Source organism: Pseudescherichia vulneris NBRC 102420, assembly GCF_000759795.1.
GTDB classification, from domain to species: Bacteria; Pseudomonadota; Gammaproteobacteria; order Enterobacterales; family Enterobacteriaceae; genus Pseudescherichia; species Pseudescherichia vulneris.
On sequence record NZ_BBMZ01000007.1, the window covers coordinates 363,090 to 379,658 of the forward strand.

17 protein-coding genes, 1 pseudogene and 1 other annotated feature are annotated in these 16,569 nt (G+C 54.6%); of the genes and pseudogenes, 7 read left to right on the forward strand and 11 right to left on the reverse strand.

Features of this window, described 5'->3' with window-relative positions; genetic code table 11:
• The first annotated feature begins 138 nt into the window (after nt 1-138).
• Both gnd and ugd read left to right on the forward strand, forming a co-directional pair.
• Nucleotides 139-1,545 carry an NADP-dependent phosphogluconate dehydrogenase gene (gnd, locus tag EV102420_RS05700; protein WP_042389886.1) on the forward strand — a complete coding sequence of 469 codons (1,407 nt, stop codon included), beginning with the start codon at nt 139-141 and terminating at the stop codon, nt 1,543-1,545.
• 231 nt (nt 1,546-1,776) lie between these two features.
• Nucleotides 1,777-2,943 (forward strand): UDP-glucose 6-dehydrogenase, encoded by a 1,167-nt coding sequence (gene ugd, locus EV102420_RS05705; RefSeq protein ID WP_042389888.1) that lies wholly within the window; start codon nt 1,777-1,779, stop codon nt 2,941-2,943.
• A gap of 118 nt (nt 2,944-3,061) precedes the next feature.
• Here ugd and EV102420_RS05710 read toward each other — a convergent pair whose 3' ends face one another.
• A complete protein-coding gene (locus EV102420_RS05710) occupies nt 3,062-3,634 on the reverse strand; it encodes a GNAT family N-acetyltransferase (RefSeq protein ID WP_042389890.1) in 573 nt (190 codons plus the stop codon).
• An 87-nt stretch (nt 3,635-3,721) separates the two neighbouring features.
• A pseudogene (locus tag EV102420_RS21150) lies at nt 3,722-4,416 on the reverse strand (GDP-mannose 4,6-dehydratase).
• A gap of 190 nt (nt 4,417-4,606) precedes the next feature.
• On the opposite strand from EV102420_RS21150, the gene wzzB reads away from it, so the two are divergent.
• Nucleotides 4,607-5,578: an LPS O-antigen chain length determinant protein WzzB gene (gene wzzB, locus EV102420_RS05720; RefSeq protein WP_042389892.1), complete on the forward strand. Its 972-nt coding sequence runs from the start codon at nt 4,607-4,609 to the stop codon at nt 5,576-5,578.
• 42 nt (nt 5,579-5,620) lie between these two features.
• Here wzzB and hisIE read toward each other — a convergent pair whose 3' ends face one another.
• The 9 genes from hisIE to hisL all read right to left on the reverse strand — a co-directional run bounded on the left by hisIE (nt 5,621) and on the right by hisL (nt 12,830).
• A complete protein-coding gene (gene hisIE / locus EV102420_RS05725; RefSeq protein WP_042389893.1) occupies nt 5,621-6,235 on the reverse strand; it encodes a bifunctional phosphoribosyl-AMP cyclohydrolase/phosphoribosyl-ATP diphosphatase HisIE in 615 nt (204 codons plus the stop codon).
• Nucleotides 6,229-7,005: an imidazole glycerol phosphate synthase subunit HisF gene (hisF, locus tag EV102420_RS05730; protein ID WP_042389895.1), complete on the reverse strand. Its 777-nt coding sequence runs from the start codon at nt 7,003-7,005 to the stop codon at nt 6,229-6,231. Before hisF ends, hisIE begins: the two co-directional genes overlap by 7 nt.
• Entirely contained in the window at nt 6,987-7,724 is a 738-nt protein-coding gene (hisA, locus tag EV102420_RS05735) for a 1-(5-phosphoribosyl)-5-[(5-phosphoribosylamino)methylideneamino]imidazole-4-carboxamide isomerase (protein ID WP_042389896.1), read from the reverse strand. Before hisA ends, hisF begins: the two co-directional genes overlap by 19 nt.
• Nucleotides 7,724-8,314 (reverse strand): imidazole glycerol phosphate synthase subunit HisH, encoded by a 591-nt coding sequence (gene hisH, locus EV102420_RS05740; RefSeq protein WP_042389897.1) that lies wholly within the window; start codon nt 8,312-8,314, stop codon nt 7,724-7,726. The genes hisA and hisH overlap by 1 nt, the downstream gene beginning before the upstream one ends.
• Nucleotides 8,314-9,381, reverse strand: a complete 1,068-nt coding sequence (gene hisB / locus EV102420_RS05745; RefSeq protein WP_042389899.1) for a bifunctional histidinol-phosphatase/imidazoleglycerol-phosphate dehydratase HisB — start codon at nt 9,379-9,381, stop codon at nt 8,314-8,316. The genes hisH and hisB overlap by 1 nt, the downstream gene beginning before the upstream one ends.
• Entirely contained in the window at nt 9,378-10,439 is a 1,062-nt protein-coding gene (gene hisC / locus EV102420_RS05750; protein ID WP_042389900.1) for a histidinol-phosphate transaminase, read from the reverse strand. The genes hisB and hisC overlap by 4 nt, the downstream gene beginning before the upstream one ends.
• Nucleotides 10,436-11,740 (reverse strand): histidinol dehydrogenase, encoded by a 1,305-nt coding sequence (gene hisD / locus EV102420_RS05755; protein ID WP_042389901.1) that lies wholly within the window; start codon nt 11,738-11,740, stop codon nt 10,436-10,438. The genes hisC and hisD overlap by 4 nt, the downstream gene beginning before the upstream one ends.
• Before the next feature lie 5 nt (nt 11,741-11,745).
• Entirely contained in the window at nt 11,746-12,645 is a 900-nt protein-coding gene (gene hisG, locus EV102420_RS05760; protein WP_042389902.1) for an ATP phosphoribosyltransferase, read from the reverse strand.
• A gap of 35 nt (nt 12,646-12,680) precedes the next feature.
• Nucleotides 12,681-12,804 (reverse strand) — a sequence feature (His leader region).
• Nucleotides 12,780-12,830: a his operon leader peptide gene (hisL, locus tag EV102420_RS22010; protein ID WP_001364200.1), complete on the reverse strand. Its 51-nt coding sequence runs from the start codon at nt 12,828-12,830 to the stop codon at nt 12,780-12,782. It overlaps the preceding feature by 25 nt.
• A 174-nt stretch (nt 12,831-13,004) precedes the next feature.
• On the opposite strand from hisL, the gene EV102420_RS05765 reads away from it, so the two are divergent.
• The 4 genes from EV102420_RS05765 (at nt 13,005) to EV102420_RS05775 (ending at nt 16,423) form a co-directional block, all read left to right on the forward strand.
• Nucleotides 13,005-13,829 carry an SDR family oxidoreductase gene (locus EV102420_RS05765; RefSeq protein ID WP_042389904.1) on the forward strand — a complete coding sequence of 275 codons (825 nt, stop codon included), beginning with the start codon at nt 13,005-13,007 and terminating at the stop codon, nt 13,827-13,829.
• Nucleotides 13,830-13,871: 42 nt separating this feature from the next.
• On the forward strand, nt 13,872-14,801 hold the full coding sequence (locus EV102420_RS05770; protein WP_042389905.1) for a LysR substrate-binding domain-containing protein: 930 nt from the start codon (nt 13,872-13,874) through the stop codon (nt 14,799-14,801).
• 211 nt (nt 14,802-15,012) lie between these two features.
• Nucleotides 15,013-15,075, forward strand: a complete 63-nt coding sequence (gene yoeI, locus EV102420_RS22855) for a membrane protein YoeI (RefSeq protein WP_103819469.1) — start codon at nt 15,013-15,015, stop codon at nt 15,073-15,075.
• Nucleotides 15,065-16,423 (forward strand): APC family permease, encoded by a 1,359-nt coding sequence (locus EV102420_RS05775; protein ID WP_042389907.1) that lies wholly within the window; start codon nt 15,065-15,067, stop codon nt 16,421-16,423. Before yoeI ends, EV102420_RS05775 begins: the two co-directional genes overlap by 11 nt.
• The last annotated feature ends 146 nt before the right edge of the window (nt 16,424-16,569 follow it).

A 16,569-nucleotide genomic window follows, 5' to 3' on the forward strand; every position in this document is an offset into this window, starting at 1 on the left:
GATGGTTAAAAATCAGGTACGAAAACTGAGGGGTTATTTCCATACTTATATATTGTTCCCAGATTGACATTTTAACTGTATAATCAACAAAGTCCATATTTAGAAATTACAATTATTCACACCTGACAGGAGTATGTAATGTCCAAACAGCAGATCGGCGTTGTGGGTATGGCAGTGATGGGGCGCAACCTGGCGCTGAACATCGAAAGCCGTGGCTACACCGTTTCCGTTTTCAACCGCTCGCGTGAAAAGACGGAAGAAGTGGTTGCTGAAAACCCAGGCAAGAAGCTGGTGCCTTACTACACCGTGCAAGAGTTTGTTGAGTCCCTTGAAACACCACGCCGCATTCTGCTTATGGTGCAGGCGGGCGCGGGCACGGATGCTGCCATCAACTCGCTTAAACCTTACCTGGATAAAGGCGACATCATCATCGATGGCGGCAACACCTTCTTCCATGACACCATTCGTCGTAATCGCGAACTCTCTGCTGAAGGCTTTAACTTTATCGGTACCGGCGTTTCCGGCGGTGAGGAGGGTGCCTTGAAAGGCCCATCTATCATGCCTGGCGGTCAGAAAGAAGCATACGAGCTGGTTGCGCCGATCCTCACTAAGATTGCTGCGGTAGCAGAAGACGGTGAACCTTGCGTAACCTATATCGGCGCTGACGGTGCCGGTCACTATGTGAAAATGGTACACAACGGCATTGAATACGGCGATATGCAGCTGATCGCTGAAGCCTACTCTCTGCTCAAGGGCGGCCTGAACCTCTCCAACGAAGAGCTGGCCCAAACCTTCACCGAATGGAACAAAGGCGAGCTGAGCAGCTATCTGATCGACATCACTAAAGATATCTTCACTAAGAAAGATGAAGAGGGTAAATACCTGGTTGATGTGATCCTTGATGAAGCCGCAAACAAAGGCACCGGTAAATGGACCAGCCAGAGCTCGCTGGATCTTGGTGAGCCGCTGTCGCTGATCACCGAGTCTGTATTTGCGCGTTACATCTCCTCACTGAAAGAGCAGCGCGTTGCCGCTTCTAAAGTGCTGAGCGGCCCGCAGTCGCAGCCCGCCGGTGATAAAGCCGAGTTTATTGAGAAGGTACGCCGTGCGCTCTATCTGGGCAAAATCGTCTCTTACGCTCAGGGCTTCTCCCAGCTGCGTGCCGCATCTGAAGAGTACAACTGGGATCTGAACTACGGTGAAATCGCGAAAATTTTCCGCGCTGGCTGCATCATCCGCGCCCAGTTCTTGCAGAAAATCACTGACGCCTACGCTGAAACTCCGGCCATTGCCAATCTGCTGCTGGCACCTTACTTCAAGCAGATCGCCGATGACTATCAGCAGGCCCTGCGTGACGTGGTTGCCTATGCCGTACAGAACGGTATTCCGGTACCCACCTTCGGTGCAGCCGTTGCCTACTACGACAGCTACCGTGCTGCGGTACTGCCAGCTAACCTGATCCAGGCCCAGCGCGACTACTTCGGTGCGCATACCTACAAACGTACTGATAAAGAAGGTGTATTCCATACCGAATGGATGGAATAATCTGATTTATAAATTTATCCTTAAACCCGGTTTTTTTACCGGGTTTTTTTATTTTGTCTGATTGTAATTTGTTAAAAAAGGTATGTATTTGCTACTGATTATGAAGCTTATCTGAATATGAGTCTGCCGTATTGACACTATAATCCTACTATCGTTATCGTTAAAGCCGTTCCACTCACTGGCTGTGCTGTTTTCAGGCACTACGTTCTTTAACGAGAAAAAGTCAAACGTATGAAAATTACTATCTCCGGTACAGGGTATGTAGGCCTCTCCAACGGCATATTAATTGCCCAGAATCATGAAGTTGTTGCGCTTGACATTGTGCAAGAAAAGGTAGATCTTCTGAACCAGGAAAAATCGCCCATTGCCGACAGAGAAATCGAGGAATATCTTAAAACCAAGCCTCTCAATTTTCGCGCTACTACTGATAAGTACGATGCCTATCGTGATGCAGATTATGTCATCATCGCTACGCCAACGGATTACGATCCGAAAACTAACTACTTTTGCACCACCAGCGTTGAAGCCGTTATTAAAGATGTTAATCAAATAAACCCAAATGCGGTTATGGTAATCAAATCAACGGTTCCCGTTGGTTTCACGCAAAAAATCAAAGAGTTGCTGGGCATTGATAATGTCATCTTCTCCCCGGAGTTTCTGCGTGAGGGACGAGCCCTGTACGACAACCTTCACCCTTCGCGGATCGTTATCGGCGAGCGTTCGCCTCGTGCGGAGCGTTTTGCGGGGCTGTTGGTTGAAGGGGCGATAAAAACCGATATTCCGGTTCTCTTTACAGACTCTACCGAAGCCGAGGCTATTAAGCTTTTTGCTAACACCTATCTGGCGATGCGTGTTGCTTACTTCAACGAACTAGACAGCTATGCGGAAAGCCTGGGTTTAAACACCCGACAGATCATTGAAGGGGTATGTCTCGATCCGCGTATCGGTAATCATTATAACAATCCTTCATTTGGCTACGGCGGTTACTGTTTGCCAAAAGATACTAAGCAGCTAGTTGCTAATTATAAATCGGTACCTAACAATATTGTTTCAGCGATTGTTGACGCTAACCGCACCCGGAAAGATTTTATTGCCGATGCTATTCTGGCGCGGCAGCCAAAGGTAGTGGGCGTCTATCGTCTGATAATGAAAAGTGGTTCTGATAACTTCCGCGCCTCTTCAATCCAAGGCATTATGAAGCGTATCAAAGCGAAAGGCGTAGAAGTTATTATTTATGAACCAGTGATGAAAGAGGAACGCTTCTTTAATTCACGAGTCGTGGCTGATTTAGCTGCCTTCAAAGACGAAGCTGACGTCATTATTTCTAATCGGATGGCAGAAGAGTTGGCGGATATAGCAAGTAAGGTATATACTCGCGATTTATTCGGTAGTGATTAATGCCAGTAACTAGATTATCTAATAATTAATGGAAATGGACAGTGTGTGATGAATAATATTGAAACACTGTCCATGTTCTGTTTCTAAAAGCCATTAAACAAAAATAACTTTCAAAAAATTATTTTCGCTCAAACCTGACTTCCTCAGGTAAATATTTCTTGAACTTTTTAAGGGAACTTAAGATGTTTTCTTTGGGCAGAGAGTAAAAAATATCTTGTTCTGTTTCGCTTGCACGTACGGCCCCGAATCTTTCATGAAACTTAATTACGGAAACATTACCTTTTCTGACTTCAAAATGTGCACGTTTGAATCCAAGCTTCAATGCATAGGAATAAACTAGTAACGCCGATTCAATAGCATAGTGCGACGGTGCCTCTTCGTTGATGATCCACGACCCCCAACAAAATGAATCTCCTTGTCGATCATACAAGCGTACAGTGCCAAAGGGCCTATCGTTCAGATCAGTGATGATAAAGTAAGCTTGGCCTTCACTACGCAAGTAATTGTCAATCCAAGCTTTTTGCTGACTGATGTCCTGGGATGTTGCGCTAATAAACTTACCCTTTTTTTCATTTGTCCGTAAGGCTACAATAAACTCTGCATCTTCCGGCCGTACATTTCTGAGTTTGATAGTACGTCCTGTAATCCAGTCTGCCTGCAAAATGTCTGGTCCGCCCGTACATTTATTCATGATAGTTACCTTTTCTTAATTGGCTGACATTAGCTCGTTTAAATGTGCTAATTCGGTTTTTCAGCGCACAAATAAACGATGGTTAATTTAATTATAAACTATTCTATCAAATTTCATAAAACGTCTGTAAAAGTCAGCAAAGTTCTTGATGCCGTCCTTAAGAGATATCTGCGGTTTAAAACCAATCACGTTATACAATGCCTTGGTATCGGCGCTGATCTGCGAAACATCGCCTAGCTGGATCGACAACATATTTTTTCTGCTGTGGTGCCTAACACCTCTTTCAATGCAGTGATGTAATCCACTAATTTGGGAAGCGAGCTGTTACTAATGTTGTATACGTGGTATGGCGCAGAGCTTGTTGCAGGTGTTCCGGTCTCAACAGCCCACTCCGCGTCTGTATGAGGAATAACATCTGATAGATACTGAAATTTATTATGGCAGCAGTCCTCCAGCACATTGAAGTGGCCGATAAGGTTGGCATTAGCATAAGCATGTGGGTTTTCCAGGGGATAGTGCATCCTTTTGTGCACAGCCAGATGGGTAACTCGATTGAATTTCTCATCGGCGAACAGCATCTCCTTACCTTCGTGATCGGCAAGAGCGAGCTTATGGAATGTGATGTTTTTTGATGCTAATAGCGACAGTCGTGCTTGCTTAAAACTCACATCACAATAATCGTTCAGATTATCAATCCTGACCACTTGGTGTCCCGCAGCCAGAAGACGTTCGCTAGCATGAAAGCCGATAAAGCCTGCAGCCCTAGTGACAAGAAATTTCATAAAAGCCTCTTTGTTTACAAACAATCTGATGCATTAAGCGCTAAAGACCGTAACTCATCATACTCCTAAGCGTTGAGTTAGCAAAACTTCGCCTCTTTACTCATAACTCAACGGATTCTTATAGAAAAATCGCCAGTAAGCGATACACTATCGAAATCATATGTTGCGCTTTTAACCGTTTAAGGATTGTATGACGCAGAACCACAATAATGGATCCAGTCGTAACGAGGACCTAGAACAGATTGATTTCATTGATTTGGTATTGCAGCTTTGGCGTGAGAAATGGGTGATCGCTGTCTGCATGGTTTTAACCCTTGCGATAGCAGCAGTGCTTCTAACTGTTACTGAAGAGAAGTGGACATCCACAGCTGTTATTACAATGCCGGATGCCGGGCAGATTACGGGCTATACCTCGGCTATGAGCGTATTGAGCGGCACCGATATCAATGATATTCAGCAGCGTGTGATTGGCCGTTTCAGTGCAGCCTTCTCTGCTTTGTCTGAAACCTTGGAAAACCAGGTAAATCCTGAAAAGTTAACTATCGATCCCGCAGTCAAAGGGCAGGCACTACCCCTTAAAGTAACATACCAGGGTGACTCTGCTGATAACGCGCAGAAAACGCTGGCGCAGTATATACAGCAGGTTGATGAGCAAATCGCTGATGAATTGAATCAGGATCTGACGGTTAACATGAAGTCTAGAACTGACGAGCTGGTGGCCTTGCTGTCTACTCAAGAAAAAGTGGCTCAGGAGCAGAAAGAATTACGTCTTAAGCAAATTTCACAGGCCCTGAAGGTGGCGCAGGAGTCACAGATTAAAACGCCACAGGTGCAGCAGATTCAGGATGTCTCTCAAGATGCTATGTTCTTATTAGGGAGCGAGGCACTGGAGTCGATGGTTAAAAATGAGTCGATGCGTCCGCTCGTATTTCCTGAGAGCTACTACCAGATGCGCAAAAACCTGTTAGATATTGCTCGTCTGAAGCCCGACCCGGCGAACATGCACAGCTACCGTTACGTTATGAAGCCTAATCTACCGGTAAGACGTGATAGCCCCAAACGTGCATTAACGCTAATCTTAGCTATCTTGTTGGGAGGCATTCTCGGCTCCGGCTACGTGCTCACCCGCAACGCGCTGCGAAACTACCAGCCGAAAGCGTAATAAAAAAACCGGGCTTGCCCGGTTTTTTTTATCTCTGCGGCACTACTTGTGCCGCGCTCTCAAATTCTCAATGATGGCCGTCATGTCCAGATCCTGATCCTGCAGCAGCACCAGCAGGTGGTAGATCAGATCGGATGCTTCGTTAGTCAGCTCCTCGCGGTCATTAACGGTCGCAGCGAGTGCAGTCTCTACGCCTTCTTCACCCACCTTCTGCGCGATACGCTTGGTGCCGCTGGCATAGAGCTTCGCCGTGTAGGAGCTGGCAGGATCGGCGCTTTTGCGCGCCGCCAGCAGTTGCTCCAGCTGATAGAGGAACAACCACTGATGGTTCTTCTCTTCACTAAAGCAGCTGGTGGTGCCGGTATGGCAGGTTGGGCCGACAGGGTTGACCAGTACCAGCAGCGTGTCGTTATCGCAGTCCGGCGTAATACTGACCACGTTAAGCACGTTGCCGGAGGTTTCACCCTTGGTCCACAGGCGCTGCTTGGTGCGCGAGTAGAAGGTGACCAGCCCGCTCTCTTCGGTCTTCGCCAGCGCCTGCTGGTCCATATAGCCCAGCATTAGCACTTCGCCGGACACCGCGTGTTGGATCACGGCAGGCAGCAGCCCATCGGTTTTCGTCCAGTCCAGCAGGCTGCGTTGTTGCTCTGTTAACATATCCTTATCTCCACGCCCTGCAATGCCAGGTACGCTTTCAGTTCACCAATATTAATAATCTGCTTGTGGAACACGGAGGCGGCCAGCGCCCCGTCGACATCCACATCCCGGAACGCTTCCAGGAAGTGCTCCATGGTTCCCGCGCCGCCGGAGGCGATCAGTGGAACATGGCAGACCTCACGCACCTTCTTCAGCTGCACAAGATCGTACCCGTTGCGTACCCCGTCCTGATTCATCATGTTGAGCACGATCTCACCCGCGCCACGCTTCTGTACTTCCTGCACCCAGTCCAGCGTCTCCCAGGTGGTGACGCGGGTCCGGGTTTCGTCGCCGGTATACTGATTAACGTGATACTTGCCGGTAGCCTCATCAAACCAGGTATCAATGCCGATCACGATACACTGCACGCCAAAACGGTCGGCGAGGCGGGTGATCAGCTCCGGGTCGGCCAGGGCCGGTGAGTTGATGGAAATTTTATCCGCGCCGAAGGAGAGGATCTGCGCCGCGTCGTCAACGGATTTAATCCCACCCGCCACGCAGAAGGGGATATCGATCGCTTCCGCTACGCGGGAAACCCAGCTCTTATCCACGACGCGTCCATCGCTGGAGGCGGTGATATCGTAAAAGACCAGCTCGTCCGCGCCTTCCTCTGCATAGCGCTTCGCCAGCGGCACGATTTCACCAATGATCTCATGGTTGCGGAACTGCACGCCTTTTACTACCTGGCCGTTGCGCACGTCCAGACAGGGAATTATCCGTTTTGCCAGCATTGGATCGCCTCCGTTACGTTAAATTTGCCTTCCAGCAGCGCCCGGCCTACGATCACGCCGCGTACGCCGGTATCGCGCAGGGCGGAGATGTCCTGGAGCCCGCCGATGCCACCAGAGGACTGGAAGGCGATCTGCGGATAGCGTGCGCATACCTCTTCATACAGCGAGACGTTAGAGCCGGCCAGGGTGCCATCGCGGGATATATCCGTGCACAAAACGTGCTTCAGGCCAACGGGCTGATAAGTTTCAATCAGTTCCTCCAGTGAGACGCCGGAGTTCTCCTGCCAGCCGCTGACCGCCACCTGCTTCACGCCCTCGGCGTCAATGCGTACGTCAAGCGCCAGCACCAGCGCCTCTGCGCCGAAGCGCGTGAACCAGCCTTTAACAATCTCTGGGGATTTTACCGCCGTCGATCCGACCACCACACGGGCAACGCCCGCCGCCAGCAGGGCGGCAACGTCCTCTTCCGTGCGGATCCCGCCGCCGACCTGCACCGGCACGTTGACGCCAGCCACCAGGGTTTTAATCAGCGGGATCTGCCGCTTGGCCGGATCTTTCGCCCCGGTCAGATCGACCAGATGCAGCACCTCTGCGCCTTCGGCAGCATAGCCCTGCAGGCGGGGCAGCGGATCGTTACCGTAGTCGCGCTGCTGCGCGTAGTCCCCCTGATGCAGGCGTACTACCGTGCCATCAATTAAGTCTAACGCTGGAATAATCATTACATCTCCAGGAAGTTTTTCAGCAGCTGCGCGCCCGCCGCGCCGGAGCGCTCCGGGTGGAACTGAACGCCGTAGAAGTTATCTTTCTGTACGGCAGCGGTGAAGGGTGCGCCGTAGTGGCACTGGGCGATGGTCTGGGCGTTCACCGGCATCGCGTAGCTATGCACGAAGTAGAAGTAAGCCCCGTCCTCAATGCCGCGAAACAGGCGATCGCCCGCTTTCGGGTAGACGCGGTTCCAGCCCATGTGGGGCAGCGGCAACCCGACGTCCTCCATCTTGACCACCGGCTCATCGATAATCCCCAGCAGCTCAACGCCGTGGGTCTCTTCGCTGCGGCTGCCCAGCAGCTGCATGCCGAGGCAGATCCCGAGCACCGGCTGGGTGCAGGCTCGGATCAGGTTGACCAGCTCGCGCTGGTGGATCTGATCCATCGCGGCCTGCGCCGTCCCTACGCCAGGTAAAAAGAGCTTATCGGCGCGCAGCACCACGTCCGGATCGCGACTCACCACCGGGTCATAGCCGTGGCGGGCAATCGCGGATGTCACCGAGTGCAGGTTGGCGCAGCCGGTATCGAGGATCACCACGTTCATTACAGCACTCCTTTCGAGGAGGGAAGGGTATCGCCTTCCACACGGATCGCCTGGCGCAGCGTACGGCCAAAGGCCTTAAACAGGCTCTCTACGCGGTGATGATCGTTCTTGCCCTTGGTCTTCAGGTGCAGGGTGACGGCCATGGTGTAGGAGAGCGAGCGGAAGAAGTGCTCAACCATCTCGGTGGTCAGGTCGCCCACGCGCTGGTAGGTAAACTCGGCCTTGTATTCAAGGTGCGGACGCCCGGAGATATCCAGCGCGCAGCGGGCCAGGCACTCGTCCATCGGCAGAACAAAGCCAAAGCGGTTGATACCGCGCTTGTCGCCGAGGGCCAGCTTCAGCGCCTCGCCGAGCGCCAGACCGGTATCTTCCACGGTGTGGTGATCGTCAATATAGAGATCGCCCTTGACCTGAATCTCCATGCGGAAACCGCCGTGGGTGGCAATCTGATCCAGCATGTGATCAAAGAAGCCCACGCCGGTATTAATTTTGCTGCCGCCTTCGCGATCCAGCCACACCTTCACGTCAATCTGCGTCTCTTTGGTCTTGCGCTCGACGTGGGCATAGCGGTCGCGTTTGGTCAACTGGTCGCCAATGGCGCGCCAGTTAAGGGTCTCGCGGTCGTAGCGCAGGCCGGTGATACCCATGTTTTCAGCAAGGGTCACGTCCGTCATCCGATCGCCAATCACGTAGCTGTTGGCCTTATCCAGCGCCTCGTCAGCAAGGTAAGCCTCAACCAGCTTCACCTTCGGCTTACGGCAGTCGCACTCGTCGGCGGGCAGGTGCGGACAGATCAGCACCTCGTCAAAGACCACGCCCTGGGAGGTGAAGATCTGCATCATCAGGTTGTGCGGGCCGGTAAAGTGCTCCTGCGGGAAGCTGGCGGTGCCCAGTCCATCCTGATTGGTGATCATCACCAGCTTAAAGCCCGCCGCCTGCAGCTTAAGCAGCACCGGAATGGCGTCTGGCTCAAAGGCCAGCTTTTCAAAGCTATCGACCTGAAAGTCGCTCGGCGGCTCGCTAATCAGGGTGCCATCACGGTCAATAAAAAGGTACTTCTGGCTCATACTTGCTCCGCACGTAGGGCGTCGATGACGCGCTGGCTCTCTTCCCGGGTACCGATGGTGATCCGCAGGCAGCCGCTTAAAGAGGGTTGTTTGTTCTGGTCACGTAGAATAATGCCCTGATCCCACAGGGATTTAAATACCGCGCTGGAGGCGGTGATGCGCGCCAGAATATAGTTGGTTTCTGAATCGAATACCGTTTCTACGCAGGAAATAGTGCGCAGCTGCTCGACCAGGTAGCGGCGTTCATTGAGGATCTGCGCGACCCGTCCCTGCATGGCCTCAATGCCCGCAGGCGAAAGGGCCTGAGCGGCGATCTCGGCGACCGGAGTTGAGAGCGGGTAGGGGGCAATCACCTTCAGCAGCAGGGCGATGATCTCCTGGCTTGCGAGGGTAAAACCGCAGCGCAGACCGGCCAGCGCAAAGGCTTTCGACAGCGTACGCAGGATCACCAGGTGCGGATAGTCCGTCAGCCAGCCGCTGAGCGTCGCCTGCGGACAGAACTCAATGTAGGCCTCGTCGGCAATCACCAGCGCTTTGCCACGGGTCATCTCTAACAGGGCACGCATATCCTGCGGGTCGATAATCTGCCCGGTGGGGTTGTTGGGGCTGCACACATAGATAAGCTTCACCCCATCGAGAGCCGCGGCGATGCCTTCCAGATTGAGCTGCCAGCTCTCCAGCGCCGGAACGGTGCGCGCCTCGACGCCGAAGGTCTCGGCGCTAACGCTGTACATGCCGTAGGTCGGCGGGCAGTAGAGCACTGCGTCCTTGCCCGGCTCGCAGAAGGCGCGGATCAGCAGCTCGATACCCTCGTCCGCGCCGCGGCTGACCAGCACCTGCTCCGGCTGCAGACCGGCATAGCGGGCGTAACCCTCAATCACCGCTTTCGGCTGGCACTCCGGGTAGCGGTTGAGCGACGACTGGGTCAGCTCAAAGGCCACCGGGGTAGGAAACTCGTTGGCGTTCAGCCAGACATCGCCTTTGCCGCCCAGGCGACGAGCGGACTGGTAGGGCGTCAGGTTTCGCACGTTCTCGCGCGCTAATTCTTCGATGCTCATGCTTGCTCCTTGAGGGCGTTAACGCGCAGGGTAACGGCATTCTTGTGGGCGTGCAGACGCTCGGCCGCCGCCAGGGTCTCAATGGTCGCCGCCAGCGCGGAGAAGCCCTCGCGGGAGAGCTCCTGCACCGTCATGCGCTTCTGGAAATCCGCCAGCCCGAGGCTGGAGCAGGTGGCAGTATAGCCGTAGGTCGGCAGCACGTGGTTGGTCCCCGAGGCATAGTCACCCGCCGACTCCGGCGACCAGTCACCGAGAAACACCGATCCCGCGCTGGTGATGCTGTCTACCAGCGAGCGGGCGTCGCGGGTCTGAATAATCAGGTGCTCCGGGCCGTAGGCGTTAGAGATAGCCACGCACTGGGCCAGATCCTTCGCGACGATCAGGCGGCTGGCGGCCAGCGCCTGGCGCGCGGTCTCGGCACGGGGCAGCTCGGCCAGCTGGCGCTCAACGGCGTCGGCGACCGCGGCGGCCATCTGCGCGTCCGGCGTCAGCAGGATCACCTGAGAATCCGGGCCATGTTCGGCCTGGGAGAGCAGATCCGAGGCGACGAAATCCGGCGTTGCGCCGCTGTCGGCAATCACCAGTACCTCAGACGGACCGGCAGGCATGTCAATCGCTGCCCCGTCCAGCCGCTGGCTCACCTGGCGCTTGGCTTCGGTGACGAAGGCGTTGCCAGGGCCAAAAATTTTATCTACCGAAGGGATCGATTCGGTGCCAAAGGCGAGGGCGGCGATAGCCTGCGCCCCGCCCACCTTAAAGACCTCCTGCACGCCACAGAGGCTGGCGGCATAGAGGATCTCATCGGCAATCGGCGGCGGCGAGCAGAGCACGACCCGCTGGCAGCCCGCGATGCGCGCCGGCGTGGCCAGCATCAATACCGTTGAGAACAGCGGCGCGGAACCACCGGGAATATAGAGGCCCACGGAGGCAATCGGGCGCGTTACCTGCTGGCAGCGTACGCCGGGCAGGGTTTCCACATCCACAGGCTGGAGCTTTTGCGCCTGGTGGAAGGTGTCGATGTTCTTCACCGCCACGGCCATTGCCTGCTTGATATCATCTCCCAGGCGGGCGCTGGCGTCAGCGATCTCCTGCGCGGTCACTTTGAGCGCACCGACCTCGGTTTTATCAAATTTAGCGCTGTACTCACGCAGGGCATCGTCGCCGCGCGCTTTGACATTGTCGAGGATCTCCACCACCGTACGGGTGATGCTTTCCGAGGCGGAGATGGCCGGACGCATCAGCAGATCGCGCTGCTGCTCGTCGCTACATACATTCCAGTCGATAACGGTATTGAAGCTCATGACCATTACTCCATCATCTTCTCAATCGGCAGCACCAGAATAGAGCTGGCCCCCAGCGCCTTCAGCTTCTCCATGGTCTCCCAGAACAGCGTTTCGCTGCTGACCATGTGCATCGCCACCCGCTGCTGATCGCCCGCCAACGGCAGGATGGTCGGGCGCTCAGCACCCGGCAGCAGGGCAATCACCTCGTCCAGACGCTCGGTCGGGGCATGCATCATGATGTATTTTGATTCACGGGCCTGGATGACGCCCTGAATACGGGTCAGCAGCTTGTCGATCAGCTGCTGCTTGGCCGCTGGCATCTCGCCGTCGCGCTGGATCAGGCAGGCTTTCGAGCGGTAGATCACCTCGACCTCACGCAGGCCGTTGGCTTCAAGGGTCGCTCCGGTTGAGACCAGGTCACAGATGGCATCGGCCAGGCCCGCACGCGGGGCCACTTCCACCGAGCCGTTGAGCAGGCAGGATTTAAATGAGACGCCTTTCTGATCGAGGTAGCGCTTCAGCAGGTGCGGATAGGAGGTGGCGATACGTTTACCGTTCAATGCCGCCGGGCCATCCCACGGCTCGTCAACGGCGGTGGCCAGCGACAGGCGGCAGCCGCCAAAATCGAGACGGCGCAGGGTAAAGTAGCGTGGGTCTTCGCCCTGCGCGCGACGGGTCAGCAACTCCTCTTCCAGCACGTTCTCACCGATAATGCCGAGATCCACCACGCCGTCCATGACCAGCCCCGGAATGTCGTCGTCACGCACGCGCAGAATATCGATGGGCATGTTCTCTGCCAGCGCAATCAGGCGCTGCGTGTGCAGATTGATTTTAATGCCGCAGCGGGCCAGCAGTTCGCGTGAATCATCGCTTAAACGGCCAGATTTCTGCATAGCTATGCGTAAACGGGAGTTATCTAACATTCTACTTATCCTCTTATCCTGCCTGAATTAGGTTCAAAAAAAAGCCCCCGGAAGAGGATCTTCCGGGGGCTTTTTCATGCGTTCATGCACCACTGGAAGATCCAAACGTCTTCCAGCACACATCGCCTGAAAGACTAGTCAGGATGATGGTGATGATGGTGGTGTTTAAATTGAACGCGTGTCATAAAATTTCCAATGAATGCTTATTCATGTCTTGTCAATTAACCTAAACCACTTTGCCCGCTGAAAGCAAGGGCTTTTTTTCATCATTACATCATTTCATGTTGCCTTCAGAATTGTCAGTTGCCGTTGCCTGGCGTAGCCTTAATCCTAACGTATGAAAGCCGGGAGAATTAAGGATGAAAAAAGTCGCGATTGTCGGTTTAGGCTGGCTGGGGATGCCGCTGGCGCTCTCGCTGCAGTCAAAGGGCTGGCAGGTTACCGGCAGTAAAACCACCCAGGATGGCGTTGAGGCGGCGCGCATGTGCGGTATTGAAAGCTATCCGCTGAAGCTCGAGCCGGAGCTGGTGTGTGACGCTGACGACCTGGAAGCGCTGATGAACGTAGATGCGCTGGTGGTCACGCTGCCCGCCCGACGGAGCGGCAGCGGGGATACCTTCTATCTGCAGGCGGTGCAGGAGATTGTCGACAGCGCGCTGGCGAGGCGTATTCCGCGCATTATCTTTACCAGCTCGACCTCGGTATACGGTAACGCTGAGGGCAACGTCAAAGAGAGCATGCCGCTGCAACCGGTGACCCACAGCGGGCAAACCTTGAAAGAGCTGGAGGAGTGGCTGCACAACCTGCCAGGCACCTCGGTGGATATCCTTCGTCTGGCCGGGCTGGTCGGGCCGGGCCGCCATCCGGGGCGCTTCTTCGCCGGTAAAACGGCACCCAACGGCAGCCAGGGCGTTAATCTGGTGCATCTGGAAGACGTTATCGCCGCGATTACGCTGCTATTGCAGTCGCCGAAGGGCGGCCATATCTACAATCTCTGCGCGCCTAAGCACCCTGCGCGATCCGAATTTTACCCGGTGATGGCACGCCAGCTGGGCCTGGCACCGCCGCAGTTTACCGACAGCGACGCGGGCAGCAAGGGCAAGCTTGTTGACGGGAGCCGCATCACCAATGAATTAGGGTTCGAGTATCAGTATCCCGATCCGCTGATCATGCCGATGGAATAGGGCAGCAGCCTGGGGACTGGTCGCACACCCTGTGGGGCGAACATGAAACCATTGCTGGATGTTCTCGTTATCCTTGATGCCCTCGAAAAAGAGGGCAGCTTTGCTGCGGCCTCGGCGAAGCTCTATAAAACCCCCTCTGCGCTGAGCTATACCGTGCATAAGCTGGAGAGCGATCTCAACATCCAGCTTCTTGACCGCAGCGGCCATCGGGCAACCTTTACCCGCACTGGCCAGATGCTGCTGGAGAAGGGGCGAGAGGTGCTGCACTCGGTGCGCGAGCTAGAGAAGCAGGCAATTAAGCTCAACGAGGGCTGGGAGAACCAGCTTACCATTGGCGTGGATGACACTTTTCCCTTCTCGCTGCTGCTACCGCTTATCGACACCTTTTATCAGCAGCACAACGTGACTCGGCTAAAATTTATCAACGGCGTGCTGTCTGGCTCGTGGGAGGCGCTCATTCAGGGGCGGGCCGACGTGATTGTGGGTGCGCTGCACGACCCACCCTCACTGAGCGGGTTTGGCTTTGCCAGGATCGGCAGTCTGGATCAGGTGTTTGCCGTCGCCGCTCACCATCCGCTGGCCCTGGTGGCAGAGCCGCTGCCCCGGCGCGAGATCAAACGCCATCGCGCTATCGTAGTAGGGGAGGCAAGACCGGGCTGCTCACGCTCCCAGCTACTGCTGGAGGATCAGGAGGTGATCGCGGTTTTTGATTTTAAGGCTAAACTGGATCTGCTCATTGGCGGTCTTGGCTGTGGTTATCTGCCGCGCTATCTGGCGCAGCCGTTTTTAAACAGCGGCGCGCTGGTAGAGAAACAGGTAGTGGCGCACATCTCAAGCGAACCGGTATGGATTGGCTGGAATGAGCAGACAGCAGGGCTGGCAAGCGGCTGGTGGTGCACGGAAATTTTAGCAAATAGTGCGATCGCTGGCGTTTACAAACCGGTGAGTGGCCGTGAATCGGGCGTGAGTTAAAAAAGATGGCCTGATGGGTGTATGCCATCTTGTCATCGCGCCTCAGTTTGGGGCAAAATATGTCGCCTGCAAAAAATGACACTAACCGACGTTAAACGCGTCGGTTATTTTTTTGCATCAAAACGTCATTTAAAACCAAGAGGCCGGGCTTCGTACCGGATAGATACACATTTAAAAACCGACAGTCGTTGTCGCTGAGGAAAGAAACAAAATGGGGCAATTTTTTGCTATTGCGACGGCATTCGCCGTAATGGGGGCTGACCATGTCGCATAACGTTACTCCAAAAACCTCTCGCGTGGAACTGCGTAAATCGCTTACGTTGATTCCGGTTGTTATGATGGGTCTTGCCTATATGCAGCCGATGACGCTGTTCGATACGTTCGGCATTGTCTCTGGTCTGACCGATGGTCATGTCGCGACCGCGTATGCGTTTGCGCTGGTGGCTATTCTCTTTACTGCGTTGAGCTACGGTAAACTGGTGCGTCGTTTCCCGTCCGCTGGCTCAGCCTACACCTATGCCCAAAAATCCATTAGCCCGGCCGTGGGCTTTATGGTGGGCTGGTCGTCGCTGCTGGACTACCTGTTCATGCCGATGATCAACATTCTGCTGGCTAAAATTTACTTCGAAGCGCTGGTACCCAGCGTGCCGTCGTGGATCTTTGTGGTGGCGCTGGTGGCCTTTATGACCATCTCGAACCTGCGCAGCATTAAATCCGTTGCTAACTTCAACACCCTGATCGTTATCTTGCAGATGGGTATTGTGGCGGCTATCGTCGGCCTGATTGTGTACGGCGTGGCGCACGGTGAAGGCGCGGGTACGCTGACCAGCACCCGTCCGTTCTGGTCAGAAGGCGCGCACGTGGTACCGATGATCACCGGTGCGACCATTCTGTGCTTCTCGTTCCTGGGCTTCGACGGCATCTCTTCTCTCTCGGAAGAGACCAAAGACGCCGAGCGCGTGATCCCGAAAGCGATCTTCCTGACGGCGCTGATTGGCGGCCTGGTGTTTATCGTGGCTTCCTACTTCCTGCAACTCTATTTCCCGGATATCAGCCGCTTCAAAGATCCTGATGCGTCTCAGCCGGAAATCATGCTCTACGTGGCGGGTAAAACCTTCCAGTTCGGCGTGCTGGTCTTCTCGACCATTACCGTACTGGCCTCCGGCATGGCGGCGCACGCGGGCGTTTCCCGCCTGATGTACGTGATGGGCCGCGACGGCGTATTCCCGAGCCGCTTCTTTGGCTACGTGCACCCGAAATGGCGCACCCCGGCCTGGAACGTGCTGCTGGTGGGCGCGATTGCCCTGCTGGCGATTAACTTTGACCTGGTTACTGCAACGGCGCTGATTAACTTCGGTGCGCTGGTGGCCTTTACCTTCGTTAACCTGTCGGTGATTTCACAGTTCTGGATCCGTGAGAAGCGTAACAAAACGCTGAAAGATCACTTCCAGTACCTGATCCTGCCGTTGTGCGGTGCGCTGACCGTAGGTGCGCTGTGGCTGAACCTGGAAGAGAGCTCAATGATTCTGGGCCTGATCTGGGGCGGTATTGGTCTGGTTTACCTGGCCTGCGTAACCAAAAGCTTCCGCAACCCGGTCCCGCAGTACGAAGACGTTGCGTAACTGCACGAACGCGTAAAACAAAAAAGCCAGCTGAGAAGCTGGCTTTTTTTATGCGATGCTGTATGTCAAAAGTAGGCCGGATAAGCGCAGCGCCATCCGGCAGTGTCGCTCATGTCGGGCGGCGGCTCTGCCTTGCCCGACCTACA

Coding starts and splice junctions, on each gene's coding strand:
- EV102420_RS05770 (WP_042389905.1), top strand. CDS start 13,872: ATGAAACCATTGCTGGATGTTCTCGTTATCCTTGATGCCCTCGAAAAA.
- hisC (WP_042389900.1), bottom strand. CDS start 10,439: ATGAGCATCGAAGAATTAGCGCGCGAGAACGTGCGAAACCTGACGCCC.
- wzzB (WP_042389892.1), top strand. CDS start 4,607: ATGACGCAGAACCACAATAATGGATCCAGTCGTAACGAGGACCTAGAA.
- gnd (WP_042389886.1), top strand. CDS start 139: ATGTCCAAACAGCAGATCGGCGTTGTGGGTATGGCAGTGATGGGGCGC.
- hisB (WP_042389899.1), bottom strand. CDS start 9,381: ATGAGCCAGAAGTACCTTTTTATTGACCGTGATGGCACCCTGATTAGC.
- hisA (WP_042389896.1), bottom strand. CDS start 7,724: ATGATTATTCCAGCGTTAGACTTAATTGATGGCACGGTAGTACGCCTG.
- hisIE (WP_042389893.1), bottom strand. CDS start 6,235: ATGTTAACAGAGCAACAACGCAGCCTGCTGGACTGGACGAAAACCGAT.
- hisH (WP_042389897.1), bottom strand. CDS start 8,314: ATGAACGTGGTGATCCTCGATACCGGCTGCGCCAACCTGCACTCGGTG.
- ugd (WP_042389888.1), top strand. CDS start 1,777: ATGAAAATTACTATCTCCGGTACAGGGTATGTAGGCCTCTCCAACGGC.
- EV102420_RS05775 (WP_042389907.1), top strand. CDS start 15,065: ATGTCGCATAACGTTACTCCAAAAACCTCTCGCGTGGAACTGCGTAAA.
- hisF (WP_042389895.1), bottom strand. CDS start 7,005: ATGCTGGCAAAACGGATAATTCCCTGTCTGGACGTGCGCAACGGCCAG.
- hisG (WP_042389902.1), bottom strand. CDS start 12,645: ATGTTAGATAACTCCCGTTTACGCATAGCTATGCAGAAATCTGGCCGT.
- EV102420_RS05710 (WP_042389890.1), bottom strand. CDS start 3,634: ATGAATAAATGTACGGGCGGACCAGACATTTTGCAGGCAGACTGGATT.
- hisD (WP_042389901.1), bottom strand. CDS start 11,740: ATGAGCTTCAATACCGTTATCGACTGGAATGTATGTAGCGACGAGCAG.
- EV102420_RS05765 (WP_042389904.1), top strand. CDS start 13,005: ATGAAAAAAGTCGCGATTGTCGGTTTAGGCTGGCTGGGGATGCCGCTG.